This is a genomic window from Streptomyces sp. NPDC003035 (assembly GCF_042888285.1).
Lineage (GTDB): Bacteria > Actinomycetota > Actinomycetes > Streptomycetales > Streptomycetaceae > Streptomyces.
This window is the reverse complement of record NZ_JBIAPJ010000007.1, coordinates 241662-257284: the sequence shown is the minus strand read 5'-3', so window position 1 is coordinate 257284 and position 15623 is coordinate 241662. Positions and strand designations below refer to the sequence as shown.

Here is a 15623-nt window from a genome sequence, read left to right as displayed (position 1 = left end):
CCCCGCTCCACGGCCCTGCCGCGGGGGTGGAGGGCCGTTCTCGTTTCAACACGTGAGGTATATGTGTCCAGGCTCCAGGCCGACCACCTGTACAAGGTGTTCGGCAGACGACCCGACGAAGCGGTCAGGAAACTCAGCGAAGGCGCGGACCGCGACGAGCTCCGTGCCGACGGCACGACCGCGGCCGTGATCGACGCCTCCTTCGTCGTCGAGCCCGGCCAGATCTTCGTCGTGATGGGTCTGTCCGGATCCGGCAAGTCCACCCTGCTGCGGATGCTCAACGGCCTGCTCGAGCCCACCGCGGGCCGCGTGCTCTTCGACGGCACGGACCTCACCGCGCTCAGCCCCCGCGATCTGCGCACCGTGCGGTCCACGAAGATCAGCATGGTCTTCCAGCACTTCGCCCTCTTTCCGCACCGCAGCGTCCTGGAGAACGCGGCGTACGGCCTGGAGGTCCAGGGCGTCCCGCGCGCCGAGCGCGAGATCCGGGCCACGGAGGCCCTGGAGATGTGCGGGCTCGCCGGCTGGGAGAAGTCCTGGCCCGACGAGCTCTCCGGCGGTATGCAGCAGCGCGTGGGGCTCGCCCGCGCCCTGGCCACCGACGCCGACCTGCTGCTCATGGACGAGTCGTTCAGCGCCCTCGACCCGCTGATCCGCCGTGACATGCAGGACCAGCTCCTCGAACTGCAGAAGCGCCTGAAGAAGACCATCGTCTTCATCACCCACGACCTCAACGAGGCCATGCGCCTCGGCGACCGCATCGCGGTGATGCGCGACGGCCGGATCGTCCAGCTCGGCAGCGCCGAGGACATCCTGGTCCGCCCCGCCAACGACTACGTCGCCTCCTTCATCCAGGACGTCGACCGCTCCCGCGTCCTCACGGCCGCCGCCGTGATGACCGAGCCCGAGCATGCCGCGCCGGACGCCTGCGGCTGCGAGACCGTCGGCCCCGACACCCTTGTCGCCGAGCTGTGCGCCGTCAGCGCCCGCGTCCCGCACCCGGTGGCCGTCAAGGACACCGACGGCACCGTCCTCGGCGTCGTACCGCAGTCCCGGCTGATCGGCTTCATCGGGGACGAGCAGCGCCCGCCCCTTGCCTGCACGACCGGCACCGAGGAGGTGGCCACCCATGCCTAGGCTCCCTCTCGGCCAGTGGGTCGACAGCTCCGTCGACTGGCTCCAGGCCCAGCTCTCCTGGCTCTTCGACGCCATCAGCGCCGCCGTCACCGGTCTTTACGACGGCATCGACGCGGTCCTCTCGGCGCCCGAGCCGCTGCTCTTCGCCGGCATCCTCGCCGTCGGCGCCTGGTGGCTGCGCGGCCTGACCGCCGGTGTCCTCGCCTTCGCCGGGTTCGCGCTCGTCGACTCCATCGAGCTGTGGAACGACGCCATGTCGACCCTCTCCCTGGTGCTCGTCGCCACCCTGGTGACCCTCGTGATCGCGGTCCCGCTCGGCATCTGGGCGGCCCGCTCCAAGACGGTCAGCGCCGTGCTGCGTCCCGTCCTGGACTTCATGCAGACCATGCCCGCCATGGTCTATCTGATCCCCGGCATCATCTTCTTCGGCGTCGGCGTGGTCCCCGGCATCATCGCCACGATCGTCTTCGCCCTGCCGCCCGGCGTGCGGATGACCGAGCTCGGCATCCGCCAGGTCGACGGCGAGCTGGTCGAGGCGGCCGAGGCCTTCGGCACCACGCCGCGCGCCACGCTGCTGCGCGTGCAGCTGCCGCTCGCCTTGCCCACGATCATGGCGGGCATCAACCAGGTGATCATGCTGGGCCTGTCCATGGTCGTCATCGCCGGCATGGTCGGCGGCGGCGGGCTCGGCGGCGCCGTCTACCGCGCCATCGGCAACGTCGACATCGGTCTCGGCTTCGAGGCCGGCATCTCCATCGTCATCCTCGCCATGTACCTGGACCGGATGACCGGCGCGCTCGGTCACCAGGTCTCGCCGCTCGGCCGCCGCGCGCTCGCCAAGGCGCGGGCCGCGCTCTCGGCGCGCGCCGGGGCGAAGCTCTGGGGCCACCGCCCGCAGCCCGTCACCGCGCTCGTCGGTGTGGTCGTCCTCGCGCTCGTCGCGGGCGGCATGGGCTTCCTCGGCGGCGGCAAGGCGTCGACGGCCGCCGGTGGCAAGGACATCGGCCACGGCAAGAAGATCAGCCTCGGCTACATCCCCTGGGACGAGGGCATCGCCTCCACCTTCCTCTGGAAGGAACTGCTGGAGCGGCGCGGCTACGAGGTCGACGCCAAGCAGCTGGAGGCCGGCGCGCTCTACACCGGACTCGCGGGCGGCCAGATCGACTTCCAGACCGACTCCTGGCTCCCCGTCACCCACGCCCAGTACTGGGAGAAGTACCAGAACAAGCTGGAGGACCTCGGCTCCTGGTACGGCCCCACCTCCCTGGAGCTGTCCGTGCCCTCCTACATGAAGGGCATCGACTCGCTCGAGGACCTCAAGGGCAAGAGCGGCCAGTTCAAGGGCCGGATCATCGGCATCGAGCCGAGCGCCGGAATGATGGGCATCCTCAAGGACAAGGTCCTGAACGACTACGGCCTGGCCGGTGAGTACAAGGTCGTCGACGGCTCCACGCCCGGCATGCTCGCCGAGCTGAAGCGCGCCTACGACAAGAAGGAGCCGGTCGTCGTCACCCTCTGGTCGCCGCACTGGGCCTACTCCAGCTACGACCTGAAGAAGCTCAAGGACCCCAAGGGGACCTGGGGCAAGGGCGACGGCGTCCACACCCTCGCCCGTAAGGGCTTCACCGCCGACAACCCCGAGGTCGGCGCCTGGCTGAAGAACTTCGAGCTGACCGAGAAGCAGCTCACGGATCTCGAAGCGGCCATCCAGGCGACCGGCAAGGGCAAGGAGCAGGAGGCGGTCCGCGGCTGGCTGGAGAAGAACCCCGGCCTCGCCGAGAAGCTGGCTCCGCAGTAGGGCGGGGAAGCGCCGCACAGGTATTTACCGACTCCTGTCCGAAAAGGGGTGGTCGCCGAGCGTGTTCGGCGGCCACCCCTTTTCGCCACGACGCGAAACCCGGCCCGAAAGCTGCGTAAGGTTCAGGTAACCGACCAGTACACAGGGACGAGACGCGAGGGAGGGAGCCGACATGGACGAGAAGGAATCACTGCGCGTGGGCGCGGCTGTCAAGAGGCGCCGCAGAGCGCTCAAGCTGACCCTGGCCGTCGTCGCCTCGCGCTGCGGCCTGTCCGTGCCCTTCCTCAGCCAGATCGAGAACGAGCGGGCCCGCCCCAGCACGCGTTCCCTGCAGCTCGTCGCCGGAGCCCTGGAGACCACGGCCGCCGAACTGCTGGCCGCGGCGGAGTCCGCCCGTACCGTCGACGTCGTACGGGCAGAGGAGCAGCTGCACGACATGCCCACCGGGGTACGCCCCCTGGTCCGCGGCCGGCACCAGCTGCACGCGCTGGAGTTCACCGGCGAGCGGGACGCAGGCCGTGAATTCCAGCACCGCAACGACGAGTTGCTGTTCGTCGCCGACGGCGCCGCCGAGGTCGAGGCCGAGGGCCGGGCGTACCGGCTCGAACGCGGGGACACGCTGTACCTCTCCGGAGGGGTACGGCACCGGTGGCGCGCCACGGAGTCCGGGACCCGGCTGCTCGTCGTGGCCGTCGCCGAGCACATCGAGGCCGACGACGCATGAGAGCGGTGGGCAAGGAGCGCAAGGCCCGCGTCGTCTCGCTCGTGCCCTCGCTCACCGAGGCGGTCGCCGTCAGCGCGCCGGGTCTGCTCGTCGGTGCCACTGACTGGTGCAGCATCCGGCCGACCTCGACGTCGCCCGGATCGGCGGTACGAAGAACCCCGACGTCGCCGCCGTCATCGCCCTCGGACCCGACCTCGTGATCGCCAACGAGGAGGAGAACCGCGCCCCCGACCTGGCCGCCCTGCGCGCCGCCGGGATCGAGATCCTGGTCACCGAGGTACGCACGCTCGACCAGGCGTTCCAGGAGCTGGACCGGACGCTCCGGGCCTGCGGCGTCCCCGACCGGCCCCGCTGGCTGGACGAGGCGGAGCGGGCGTGGGCCGCCGTGGAGACGCCGAGCCCGCCGCTGACCGCCGTCGTGCCGATCTGGCGCCGGCCCTGGATGGTCCTCGGCCGGGACACCTTCGCGGGCGACCTGCTGGCCCGCCTCGGCGTACGGCAGCTGTACGGCGGTCACTCCGAGCGCTACCCGCGCGTCCCGCTCGACGAGCTGCGGGCGGCCGGTGCCGACCTGGTCGTCCTGCCCGACGAGCCGTACCGCTTCACGCCCGGGGACGGCCCCGAGGCGTTCCCCGGGACCGCCGCCGCACTCGTCAGCGGGCGTCACCTCACCTGGTACGGGCCGTCGCTGGCCGAGGCGCCCCGGGTGCTCGCCCGGGCGCTGCGAGCAGCGCGCCGCTGAAGAGCCCGCGCAGGGTGTGGAACCCGGCCACCAGCCAGGCCGCGAGGAGGAACACGTACAGCGCGACCGCCAGCCAGCCGAAGGCGGCCAGACCCGTGTGCCGGGCGAGCCCCTCCGCGCCGGTCACACAGGTCCCGACGGGGAAGGTGAAGGCCCACCAGGTCATGGCGAAGCCCATGCCGCGCCGCCGCGCCCGCAGCACCATCGCCCCGGCGAGCGCCAGCCACAGCAGGGCGAAGCCCGTCACCGGCACGCCGTAGAGGACCGCGAAGGCGGCGAAGCCGTGCGCGTACGGAGCGGGGAGCACGCCGGGGGCCGCGTCGGCGAAATGGTTCGCCGCGGTGGTCGACTGGCCCAGCGGGCCGAGCACCAGGAAGAGCGTGGGCGTGAGTGCGAGCGGCAGCGGTCCGCCGGTGACGAGCCGGCCGAAGACCAGCGGCAGCATCACGAGGGTGGCGAGCAGGCTGATGCCGAACATCGCGTAGCAGGCGATCAGCAGCGTCTGCTGCGCCTGCCCGGCCGGCAGATGGGGCAGCAGCAGCGGGCCGAGGGCGGCGGAGACCATCGGGGCGACGACCGGGAGGAGCCAGACCGGGGAGGCGCTCTCGATCGTGTGGTGCACCACCATGAGGTACGGGATCGCGACCGCGGCGGCCAGGCCGACGACCGTTCCGGCGGTGAACAGGACGGTGTCGATCGCCACGGCGGCCGGAAGCCCGATCCAGTCCCGGCCGACGATCAGGGCGCCGCCGCCGACCGCGAGCAGCGCCATCGAGAGACAGCCGTAGAACGGGGCCACGGCCGGGTCCAGCAGATGCTGGCGCGCCCGGTCCCGGTGGTGGATCCAGTGCAGGGAGCGGGCCGTGAGCAGGGTCAGGAGCATCACCAGGGAGAGCGCCCACACGGCCGCGCAGGCGGTGCGCAGACCGGGGACGTGCACGGGGAGGGTGGCTCCCGCGTTGGCGACGATGGCGGTGCCCATCACGGAGGCGTACCAGTGGGGGCCGAGGTGACGGACCGCGGCCGCCCGGACGCCGGGGGTGGTGGCGAGGGGGGCCGGACGGGAAGGAGCGAGGGTTGCCATGGTTCCACCGTCGTGCGGATGCGTGGGCCGGACCAGGGATCTTGGCGCTATGACGTCATAAGCTGACTTTATGAGCAGTGAGAGCAGTGCGACGTCCCCCCTGTCCCACCGGGTTCCTGATCTCGGTGCGCTCGAACTCCTCCTGGCCGTCGCCCGGCACGGAAGCCTGGGGCGGGCCGCCCGCGAGGTGGGCATCACACAGCCCGCGGCGAGCAGCCGGATCCGGTCGATGGAGCGCCAGCTCGGGGTCGCGCTGGTGGACCGCTCGCCGCGCGGCTCGCGCCTCACGGACGCGGGGGCGCTCGTGACGGACTGGGCGCGGCGGATCGTGGAGGCGGCGGAGGCGTTCGACGTCGGGGCGCAGGCGCTGCGGGGGCGGCGGGACTCGCGGCTGCGGGTGGCCGCGTCGATGACGATCGCCGAATACCTGCTGCCGGGCTGGCTGATCGCGCTGCGCGCGGGGCGGCCCGGCACGGCCGTGTCGCTGATGGCCGGGAACTCGGCGGCGGTGGCGGAGCGGCTCCTCGCCGACGAGGCGGACGTGGGGTTCGTGGAGGGGCTCGCCGTGCCCGAGGGCCTGGACGGGGCGGTCGTCGCCCGTGACCGGCTCGTCGTGGTCGCCGCGCCGTCCCATCCGTGGGCCCGGCGCCGCCGGCCGCTGGACCCGGGCGAGCTGGCGGCGACCCCGCTGATCCTGCGCGAACGCGGCTCGGGCACGCGCCAGGTCCTCGACTCCGCGCTCTCCGCCCACGGCGGCCTCGCCCAGCCGCTCCTGGAACTCGCCTCCACCACGGCCGTGAAGGCCGCGGCGGTCAGCGGCGCGGGCCCTGCCGTCCTGAGCGAGCTCGCCATCGCGGAGGAGCTGGCCTCGCGCCGCCTGGTCGAGATCCCGGTCGAAGGCGTCCTGCTCCGCCGCGACCTCCGCGCGGTCTGGCCCACGGGCCACCGGCCCACGGGCCCGGCACGGGACCTGCTTTCCCTGACGAGGGCGAGGCCGACGGGGTGAGGGTGGGGCGGTGGCGGGGTGCCTGCGGATGCGTTGTGGCTGTTCGCGCAGTTCCCCGCGCCCCTGAGGTCCGGCGGGGTCGGCGCCGTCGGGAGTCCGCGGGTGCGTTGTGGTTGCGCGCGCAGTCCCTCGCGCCCCTCAGCACCCCCCGGGCGCGCCCCCCCCGCGCCCTAGGTCCTCGCCGCTGCGACCAGCCCCCGCATCACCCTCACGTCCTCGCCCATCTCCGGGTGCCACTGGACGCCCAGCGCCCAGGCCGGCTTCGCCAGTTCGACCGCCTCGACCGTGCCGTCCTCCGCGTACGCCGAGGCGGTCAGGCCCGCGCCCAGGCGGTCCACGGCCTGGTGGTGGTAGGTCGGCACCGAGGTCAGCTCGGGGACCAGGGAGGCGTACCGGGTGCCCGGGACCGGCTTCACCGCGTGGCGGCCGATCACGCCGATCTCCTCCACATGGCCGTCCAGGTGCTGGATCAGCGTGCCGCCGAGCGCCACGTTGAGCAGCTGCATGCCCCGGCAGATGCCGAGCACCGGGGTGCCGGTGGCCAGCGCCGCCTCGATCAGGGCCAGCTCCCACGCGTCCCTGGCCCTGGCGGGCGGGCCGGTACGGGGATCGGGCGCGGCCCCGTACCGTACCGGCTCGACATCCGCGCCTCCCGCGACCACCAGACCGTCCAGCCGGGCCACCACCGCGGCCGCGGCGGACGGCTCGTCCGGCGGGAGCATCGCCGCGAGCCCCCCGCTCGCCTGGACCAGGCGCGGATACTGCGCGGGCAGCAGGGCCGCGGGCATGTCCCACACCCCCCACCGGGCCCGGTCCAGATAGGTCGTCACGCCGATGAGCGGCTTGGACACGGAGAACTCCTCCTGAAGAGAGTGAAGAGAGTGGTGGTCAGTCGCGTTCGAGTTCGGCCTCGGCCGCCGCCAGCGCCGCGAACTCCTCCTCCGGCGCCTTGGCCACCAGATGATGCCGACTGTAGAACGCGAAGTAGGCGAGGGCGATCACATAGACCCCCAGCGCGATGAACGCCGCGTCCTTGTCGACCAGGAAGGTCGCCACCAGCGCCGACAGCGCGAGCACGAACGCCACGGACGAGGTCGCCACGCCACCCGGCGTCCGGTACGGGCGGTGCAGCTCCGGCTCGCGGCGGCGCAGCACGATGTGGGAGAGCGCCATCAGGGCGTACGAGATGGTCGCGCCGAACACCGCGATGTTCAGCATCCGCGCGCCGTTCCCCGTCCCGGCGGCGAGCGCGAAACCGATCGCGCCCGGGATCAGCAGCCCCAGGTACGGGGACTTGCGGCGGCTGGTCAGGGAGAGGAACCGGGGCAGGTAGCCGGCCCGGGACAGGGCGAAGAGCTGACGCGAACCGGCGTAGATGAGCGAGAAGAACGAGGCGACCAGGCCGGCGAGCCCCGCGTAGTTCACGAAGCGGCTCAGCGTGGTCGGCGCCCCGTCGCCCTGCAGCGCCACGACCAGCGGGTTGCCCGCCTCCTGGATGGCCGCCGAGCCACGCGCCCCGGTCGAGGCGAAGAACGTCATCAGGGCGAGCAGTACCAGGATGCCCATCGAGATCGCGAGCGCCTTCGGCATCGAGCGGACCGGGTCCTTGGCCTCCTCCGCCGCGAGCGGCACGCCCTCGACCCCGAGGAAGAACCACATGCCGAAGGGGAACGCCGCCCAGATGCCGAGGAGACCGTACGGCAGCCAGGAATTGGAGCCGAAGGCCCCGCCGTCGACCGGGATGTCGTTCAGGCCGTCGACGTGGAAGTCGCTGAGCGCGCCGAGCGCGAAGATCACGAGCGCGGCGACCGCGATCGCCGTCACGATCAGGCTGAAGCGCAGCGCCTCGCCCACGCCGTACAGATGGATCCCGATGAAGATCACGAAGCAGGCGAGATAGACCGGCCAGCCCGACTCCAGGCCGAAGAGGCCGAGCGACTCGACGTAGTCGCCGATGAAGATGGAGATCGCGGCGGGCGCGAGGATGTACTCGATCAGGATCGCGGTGCCGGTGAGGAAGCCGCCCCAGGTGCCGAGCGCGCGGCGCGCGAAGCCGTAGCCGCCGCCCGCGGTGGGCAGGATGGCGGAGAGCTCGGCGAGCGCGAAGACGAGACAGGCGTACATCGCGCCCATCAGGACGGTGGCGACGGCGAGCCCGCCGAAGCCGCCCTTGGACAGGCCGATGTTCCAGCCCGAGAAGTCGCCGGAGACGACGTAGGCGACGCCGAGTCCGGTGAGCAGCAGCCAGCCGGCGCTGCCGCGGCGCAGCGCGCGGCGTTCGAGGTAGTCGTCGGGCGCGGTCTTGTCCCCGGTGGTGTCCCCGGTGGTGTCTTCGAGCGTCATGACAGCGTCAGCTCCCCGCAACGGGCCCAATGGATTGGCCCCATACCTTTGCGCCGGGTCGGCTGGAACGCAACCCCCGTGCGTCACTTTCGGGTTACGGGCCCGGCCTTTCCTGGAGCTCGGTTGGTGCGGCCCCTCACGTCAGGAAGCCCCGCAGCAGCGCCGCCGTACCGCCGCAGTGTTCGCGCATCACTTCGCGGGCCGCGTCCGCGTCGCCGTCGAGGACGGCTTCCACCAGGGCCGTGTGCTGGTGCTGGGAGTGCTCCAGGTTCCGTACGAGCAGCGGGATGCAGTCCAGGAGGTCGTTGACCGTCGCCCGTACGGCCGCGTACTGCGCCGTCAGTGACGGCGACCCGGACAGCTCGGCCAGGGTGAGGTGGAGCAGCGTGTCCTGGCGCCGGTAGTCGGCCAGCGGGGCGTCGTGCGTGGCCGTGAGCGCCGCGCGCAGCCGCTCCGCGCCCTCCTTCGTCAGGCCGTGCGCCGCGCAGAGCCCCGCCGCGCCGACCTCCAGGACCTCCCGGAAGCGCAGGGTGTCCTCGACGTCGATAGTGGCGATCCGGCGGCGCAGCTCGTCCTCGTCGGCCGTCTGGGGGCGGTGCAGCACGAACGTTCCGCCGTACCGGCCGCGCCGGCTCTCCACGAGCCCCTGCTCCTGGAGGACCTTCAGGACCTCTCGCAGGGTGACCCGGCTGATCCCCATCCGGTCGGCCAGCTCCCGCTCCGCGGGCAGCCGCTCCCCGCCCGGGACGAGCCCGAGCCGCACCACCTGCAGGATCTGCTCCAGCGCTTCCTCGAAGCCGTTCCCCGCCCGGACCGGCCGCAGCACGGGCGTCAGCCGGTCCGCCGGTTCACTCGTACTGGCCACGTTGCCGTTTCCCCTTCCCAAGCAATGGTCTTCAGGAATACCTTATGGCTCCCGGCTGGCCGAAGGAGGAGTAATCCCGTGGCAGACCGCCAAGCCCCGCTCTCCGTCGAGGAGCTCCGTGCCCTCGTCGCGAGCGGTGAGATCGACACAGTCGTCCTGGCCTTCCCCGACATGCAGGGACGGCTCCAGGGCAAGCGGTTCGCCGCACCGTTCTTCCTCGACGACGTCCTCGACCACGGCACCGAGGGCTGCAACTATCTCCTGGCCGTCGACGCCGAGATGAACACGGTCGACGGTTACGAGATGTCCTCCTGGGACCGCGGCTACGGCGACTTCGCCATGCACCCCGACCTCTCCACCCTGCGCCGCGTCCCCTGGAACGAGGGTACGGCGATGCTCATCGCCGACCTCGCCTGGAGCGACGGCTCACCCGTCGTCGCCGCACCCCGCCAGATCCTCCGCCGCCAACTGGAACGGCTCGCCGAACACGGCTACACGGCCCACGTCGGCACGGAGCTGGAGTTCATCGTCTTCAAGGACACCTACGAGCAGGCCTGGGACGCGAACTACCGGGGCCTGACCCCGGTGAACCAGTACAACGTCGACTACTCCGTCCTCGGCACCGGCCGCGTTGAGCCCCTCCTGCGCCGGATCCGGAACGAGATGGCCGGCGCCGGGCTGATCGTCGAGTCCGCCAAGGGCGAGTGCAACCCCGGCCAGCACGAGATCGCCTTCAAGTACGACGAAGCCCTCGTCACCTGCGACCAGCACGCCGTCTACAAGACGGGCGCCAAGGAGATCGCCGCCCAGGAAGGCGTCTCGCTCACCTTCATGGCGAAGTACAACGAGCGCGAGGGCAACTCCTGCCACATCCACCTCTCGCTCCAGTCCCTCGACGACCCGGGCACCAACGTCATGGCCGGCGACGGACCCGGCGGCATGTCGGACGTCATGCGCCACTTCCTGGCCGGCCAGCTCGCCGCCCTGCGCGAGTTCTCGCTCCTGTACGCCCCGAACATCAACTCCTACAAGCGCTTCCAGCCCGGCTCCTTCGCCCCCACCGCCGTCGCCTGGGGCGTCGACAACCGCACCTGCTCCCTGCGCGTGGTCGGCCACGGCCGCTCGATGCGCTTCGAGAACCGCCTGCCCGGCGGAGACGTCAACCCCCACCTCGCCGTCGCGGGCCTCGTCGCCGCAGGCCTGTACGGCATCGAGCAGAGGCTCGAACTGCCCCCGGCCTGCGACGGAAACGCCTACACCGGCGAGTACGCCCACGTCCCCACCACCCTGCGCGAGGCCGCCGAGCTCTGGGAGACCAGCCCGATCGCCAAGGCCGCCTTCGGGGACGAGGTCGTCGCCCACTACCGCAACATGGCCCGCGTCGAACTCGACGCGTACGACGCCGCGGTGACCGACTGGGAGCTGCGCCGCTCCTTCGAACGCATGTGAGGAAAGAGTTGCTCCAGGAACTTCAGCCACTCCAGGAACTCCAGGTACTCAACCCGGCGACCGAAGAGGTCGTCGCCACGGTCCCCGCCGCCACCCCGGCCGACGTCGACGCCGCCGTCGTACGCGCGACCGCGGCCCAGCGCGGATGGGCCGCCCTCGCCCCCGCCGACCGGGCCCGGCTGCTGCGCCGCTTCGCCGCCGTCGTCGACACCCACATCGAGGAGCTCGCCCTCCTGGAGGTGCGCGAGGCCGGCCACACCCTCGGCAACGCCCGCTGGGAGGCGGGCAACGTCCGTGACCTGCTCGACTACGCGGCCGGCGGAGTGGAGCGGCTCAACGGCCGCCAGATCCCCGTCGCCGGTGGCCTCGACGTCACGATCCTCGAACCGCTCGGGGTCGTCGGCGTGATCGCGCCGTGGAACTTCCCCATGCCGATCGCCGCCTGGGCCACCGCCCCGGCCCTCGCCGCCGGCAACGCCGTCCTCCTCAAGCCCGCCGAGACCACCCCCCTCACCGCGCTCCGCCTCGCCGAACTCGCCCTGGAGGCCGGACTCCCCGAGGGCCTCTTCCAGGTCCTCCCGGGCGAGGGCGCCGTCGCGGGCAACGCGCTCGTCGAGCACCCCGGCATCGCCAAGATCGTCTTCACCGGCTCGACGCGGGTCGGCAAGAGCATCATGGCGAAGTGCGCCGACCAGGTGAAGCGGGTGACGCTCGAACTCGGCGGCAAGAGCCCCAACATCGTCTTCGCCGACGCGGACGTGGCGGCCGCCGCGGCCGCCGCACCGATGTCCTTCCTCGACAACAGCGGCCAGGACTGCTGCGCCCGCACCCGCATCCTCGTCCAGCGCTCCGTGTACGACCGCTTCCTGGAGCTGCTCACCCCCGCCATCGAGGAGATCGTCGTCGGCGACCCGGCCGACGAGACGACCCAGATGGGTCCGCTGATCTCGAAGGCCCAGCTGGAGCGCGTACAGGCGTACGTCCCCGACTCCCTCCCCGGCATCCGGGGCAAGGCCCCCGAGGGCCCCGGCTTCTGGTTCCCGCCGACCGTCCTCACCGGCCTCGCCGAGGACGCGCCCTGCGCGGTCGAGGAGGTCTTCGGGCCGGTCGCCGTCGTCCTGCCCTTCGAGGACGAGGCCGACGCCGTCCGCCTCGCCAACGCCACCGACTACGGCCTGTCCGGCTCGATCTGGACCCGCGACGTGGGCCGCGCCCTGCGCGTCTCGCGCGCCGTCCGGGCCGGCAACCTGTCCGTCAACTCCCACTCCAGCGTCCGCTACTGGACCCCGTTCGGCGGCTACCAGCAGTCCGGCCTCGGCCGGGAACTCGGCCCCGACGCCCTGACCGCCTTCACCGAAACCAAGAACGTCTTCATCAGCACGGAGGTCTGAGAAAACATGACCGAAGAGATCGTCTGCCGCCGTCTGGTCGGCCGTACCGCCGTCATCACCGGGGCCGGCAGCGGCATCGGCCTGGCCACCGCCCGCCGCCTCGCCTCCGAAGGCGCGAACGTCGTCTGCGGCGACATCGACGAGACCGCCGGCAAGGCCGCCGCCGAGGAGGTCGGCGGGACCTTCGTCCGGGTCGACGTCACCGACCCCGAGGAGGTCGAGAACCTCTTCAAGGTCGCCTTCGACACCTACGGCTCCGTCGACATCGCCTTCAACAACGCGGGCATCTCCCCGCCCGACGACGACTCCATCCTCACCACCGGCCTGGAGGCCTGGAAGCGCGTCCAGGACGTCAACCTCACCTCCGTCTACCTGTGCTGCAAGGCCGCCCTGCCCTACATGCGGCGACAGGGCCGCGGCTCCATCATCAACACCGCCTCCTTCGTGGCCATCATGGGCGCGGCCACCAGCCAGATCTCGTACACCGCCTCCAAGGGCGGCGTGCTGGCCATGTCCCGCGAACTGGGCGTCCAGTTCGCCCGCGAGGGCATCCGCGTCAACGCCCTCTGCCCGGGACCCGTGAACACCCCGCTCCTCCAGGAGCTGTTCGCCAAGGACCCCGAGCGCGCCGCTCGCCGGCTCGTGCACATCCCCGTCGGGCGCTTCGCCGAGGCGGACGAGATCGCCGCCGCCGTCGCGTTCCTCGCCAGCGACGACTCCTCCTTCATCAACGCCACCGACTTCCTCGTCGACGGCGGTATCTCCGGGGCGTACGTGACCCCGCTCTAGGACCCCGCCCCACCCCCACCCGGCAGCCGGGCGTCGCAAGGCGCCCGGCTGCCGTGCATCCAGACGTCGTCCGTGCATCCCGACATCCCCAGACAGGAGTGCGCCCATGAACGCCCGACTCCGCCGGATCGTGGCCACCACCGCCACGGCCGCCCTCGCCCTCTCCGGACTGGTCACCGCCACACCCGCCCAGGCGAAACCCGAGAAATGCCCCACCCTCAACGTCTCCGAAGGCTGGTACGGCGACAACCGCGCCCGACTCCAGCAGCTCGTCGACACCCACTGCGGAGACAAGAGCACCGACCGTCCCGTCGCCGTCTTCGACTGGGACAACACCGTCATCAAGAACGACGTCGGCGACGCCACCCTGTTCTGGCTCCTGCGCAACAACCGCATACGCCCGCCCGAGAACGACGACTGGACGACCACCAGCCGCCACCTGACCCCGGACGCGGCCACCGCCCTGCGCGCCGCCTGCCCCACCGGCGTCCGCACCCTGCCCACGGCCACCGACACCCGCTGCGCCGACGAGATCCTGTCCGTGTACGCGGAGGGCGCCACGACCACCGGCGGCGAGGCGTTCACGGGCTTCGACCACCGCCGTATGGAACCGCAGTACGCCTGGCTCGCCCAGCTCCTGCGCGGCTGGACCACCCGCCAGATCGCCTCCTTCGCCGAGGCGGCGCGCACCGAGAACCTCGCCGCCCCCGTCGGCGCCGAGCAGCCGGTCGGCACCCGGAAGGTCACCGGCTGGGTCCGCTACTACGACCAGCAGCGCGACCTCGTCCGTACGCTCCAGAAGGCCGGCTTCGACGTCTGGATCGTCTCCGCCTCGCCCGAACCGGTCGTCGACGTCTGGGCCGCGGGCGTCGGCGTCAAGCCCTCCCACGCCCTCGGCATCCGCAACACCACCGAGCACGGCCGCCTCACCGCCCGGCTGAAGGGCTGCGGGAGCGTGCCCGACGGCGCGGACGAGATGATCACGTACATCGACGGCAAGCGCTGCTGGATCAACCAGGAGATCTTCGGCGTGCGCGGACCCGCCGCCGAGCACGTCCAACCGGCCTCGCGGCGCCAGGTGTTCGCGGCCGGCGACTCCGACACCGACATCTCCTTCCTGCGTGACGCGACCGGTCTGCGCCTGGTCCTCAACCGCAACAAGAACGAGGTGATGTGCAGGGCGTACGACAACAGCGACGGCCGCTGGCTCGTGAACCCCATGTTCATCGAGCCGAAGAAGCGCAGGGTGAGCCCGTACCCCTGCGCCACGACGGGGTACACCGCCGCCGACGGCACGGCGGAGCCCGTCCGGCGGTCCGACGGCAGCGTCGTGCCCGACCAGTGGGACTCCGTGTCCGGCTCCTGAACCCGCCCTCTAGGCTGGCGGGATGAGCATGACGACCCCGGCCGGCTGGTACCCGGACCCGGCCACACCCACCGTCGAACGCTGGTGGGACGGCACGACCTGGACCGCGCACACCCGGCCGGCGACGGCGCCCACGACGGTCTTCACCGCTCCTCCCGCCCCCGGCGGGCGGGGCCGGGCCGTCGCGCTCGGTGCGGGCGCGGTGGCCGTCGTCGTGGCGATCGTCGCCGGTGCCGTCGTCCTCGGCGACGATGACGAGGAGGATGGCGGCTCGGTCACGGCCGGTCCGACCGCGGTGACCACGAGCGGCTCGACGCCGTCGTCGTCCACCTCCGGCAGCCCGCCCGCCGAGGACCCCACGAAGGTCGTCGACCAGCTCAACGGCATCACGCTCCCGATCATCCAGGGCTGGGAGGAGCCGAGGTTCCGCGCGGGCAGCGCACCCACGGTCACGACCGTCGGCGAGTACCCCTGCCCCGGCGCCACCAACCAGGAGTGCCGGCACGGCACCGTGGAGTCCCGTACGGCATCGGGTACGGACGCCACCTCCCCCGAGGCCCTCGCCAAGGAGGACATCGCCCTGGCCGCCGACGCCTTCTTCGAGGACGACGTCCTCGGGAACCAGCTGTACGGCGGCATCCTCTCCCACAAGGAGATCGCCGCCCGCCCCACCGTCGTCGCCGGCCGCACCGGCTATCTGGTCCGATGGCAGGTCACCACCGGCAAGGGCCCTGGCGGCTACGTCCAGTCGCTCGCCTTCCCGTCCCCCACGGGCAGCGAGTCGCCGGTCGTCGTGCGCTTCGCCTTCGACGCGGGCCCCGACGGCCCGCCGCTCGCCGCGATGGACGCGATCACGAAGGGCATCCTCCCCATCGGCAGCGCGACGGGCGGGGGAGTGGGCAGCTCGCTCACCCCGGGGTCCTGACCGG

Annotated in this window: 13 protein-coding genes and 1 pseudogene; 10 read left to right on the top strand and 4 right to left on the bottom strand. The window is 72.0% G+C overall.

Features of this window, described 5'->3' with window-relative positions; genetic code table 11:
* Positions 1-63: 63 nt before the first annotated feature.
* The 4 genes and pseudogenes from ACFYV5_RS23680 (at position 64) to ACFYV5_RS23665 (ending at position 4401) form a co-directional block, all read left to right on the top strand.
* A complete protein-coding gene (locus ACFYV5_RS23680; RefSeq protein ID WP_355111963.1) occupies positions 64-1137 on the top strand; it encodes a betaine/proline/choline family ABC transporter ATP-binding protein in 1074 nt (357 codons plus the stop codon).
* Positions 1130-2935, top strand: a complete 1806-nt coding sequence (locus ACFYV5_RS23675; RefSeq protein WP_355111961.1) for an ABC transporter permease/substrate binding protein — start codon at positions 1130-1132, stop codon at positions 2933-2935. Before ACFYV5_RS23680 ends, ACFYV5_RS23675 begins: the two co-directional genes overlap by 8 nt.
* 172 nt (positions 2936-3107) lie before the next feature.
* On the top strand, positions 3108-3659 hold the full coding sequence (locus ACFYV5_RS23670) for a helix-turn-helix domain-containing protein (RefSeq protein ID WP_389171544.1): 552 nt from the start codon (positions 3108-3110) through the stop codon (positions 3657-3659).
* Positions 3656-4401: pseudogene (locus ACFYV5_RS23665) on the top strand (helical backbone metal receptor). Before ACFYV5_RS23670 ends, ACFYV5_RS23665 begins: the two are co-directional and overlap by 4 nt.
* Here ACFYV5_RS23665 and ACFYV5_RS23660 read toward each other — a convergent pair.
* Complete coding sequence (locus ACFYV5_RS23660) at positions 4328-5485, bottom strand: TDT family transporter (RefSeq protein ID WP_389171541.1); 1158 nt, start codon at positions 5483-5485, stop codon at positions 4328-4330. The pseudogene ACFYV5_RS23665 and the gene ACFYV5_RS23660 overlap by 74 nt on opposite strands.
* 70 nt (positions 5486-5555) lie before the next feature.
* Here ACFYV5_RS23660 and ACFYV5_RS23655 point away from each other — a divergent pair, with 70 nt between their 5' ends.
* Positions 5556-6491: a LysR family transcriptional regulator gene (locus ACFYV5_RS23655; protein WP_389171538.1), complete on the top strand. Its 936-nt coding sequence runs from the start codon at positions 5556-5558 to the stop codon at positions 6489-6491.
* A 170-nt stretch (positions 6492-6661) separates the two neighbouring features.
* Here the strand turns inward: ACFYV5_RS23655 and ACFYV5_RS23650 are convergent, their stop codons facing one another.
* The 3 genes from ACFYV5_RS23650 to ACFYV5_RS23640 form a co-directional block, all read right to left on the bottom strand.
* On the bottom strand, positions 6662-7342 hold the full coding sequence (locus tag ACFYV5_RS23650; RefSeq protein ID WP_389171535.1) for a gamma-glutamyl-gamma-aminobutyrate hydrolase family protein: 681 nt from the start codon (positions 7340-7342) through the stop codon (positions 6662-6664).
* A gap of 37 nt (positions 7343-7379) precedes the next feature.
* Entirely contained in the window at positions 7380-8834 is a 1455-nt protein-coding gene (gene eat / locus ACFYV5_RS23645; protein WP_389171532.1) for an ethanolamine permease, read from the bottom strand.
* Between the two features lie 136 nt (positions 8835-8970).
* Positions 8971-9699, bottom strand: coding sequence for a FadR/GntR family transcriptional regulator (locus ACFYV5_RS23640; protein ID WP_389171529.1), 729 nt, complete (start codon positions 9697-9699; stop codon positions 8971-8973).
* A gap of 78 nt (positions 9700-9777) precedes the next feature.
* On the opposite strand from ACFYV5_RS23640, the gene ACFYV5_RS23635 reads away from it, so the two are divergent.
* From ACFYV5_RS23635 to ACFYV5_RS23615, 5 genes are all read left to right on the top strand, one after another.
* Positions 9778-11148, top strand: coding sequence for a glutamine synthetase family protein (locus ACFYV5_RS23635; protein WP_389171526.1), 1371 nt, complete (start codon positions 9778-9780; stop codon positions 11146-11148).
* Positions 11149-11156: 8 nt separating this feature from the next.
* Positions 11157-12539, top strand: coding sequence for an aldehyde dehydrogenase family protein (locus ACFYV5_RS23630; protein WP_389171523.1), 1383 nt, complete (start codon positions 11157-11159; stop codon positions 12537-12539).
* Positions 12540-12545: 6 nt separating this feature from the next.
* Entirely contained in the window at positions 12546-13328 is a 783-nt protein-coding gene (locus tag ACFYV5_RS23625; RefSeq protein ID WP_389171520.1) for a 3-oxoacyl-ACP reductase, read from the top strand.
* 106 nt (positions 13329-13434) lie between these two features.
* On the top strand, positions 13435-14694 hold the full coding sequence (locus ACFYV5_RS23620) for an HAD family hydrolase (RefSeq protein WP_389171517.1): 1260 nt from the start codon (positions 13435-13437) through the stop codon (positions 14692-14694).
* A gap of 22 nt (positions 14695-14716) precedes the next feature.
* A complete protein-coding gene (locus ACFYV5_RS23615; protein ID WP_389171514.1) occupies positions 14717-15619 on the top strand; it encodes a DUF2510 domain-containing protein in 903 nt (300 codons plus the stop codon).
* The last annotated feature ends 4 nt before the right edge of the window (positions 15620-15623 follow it).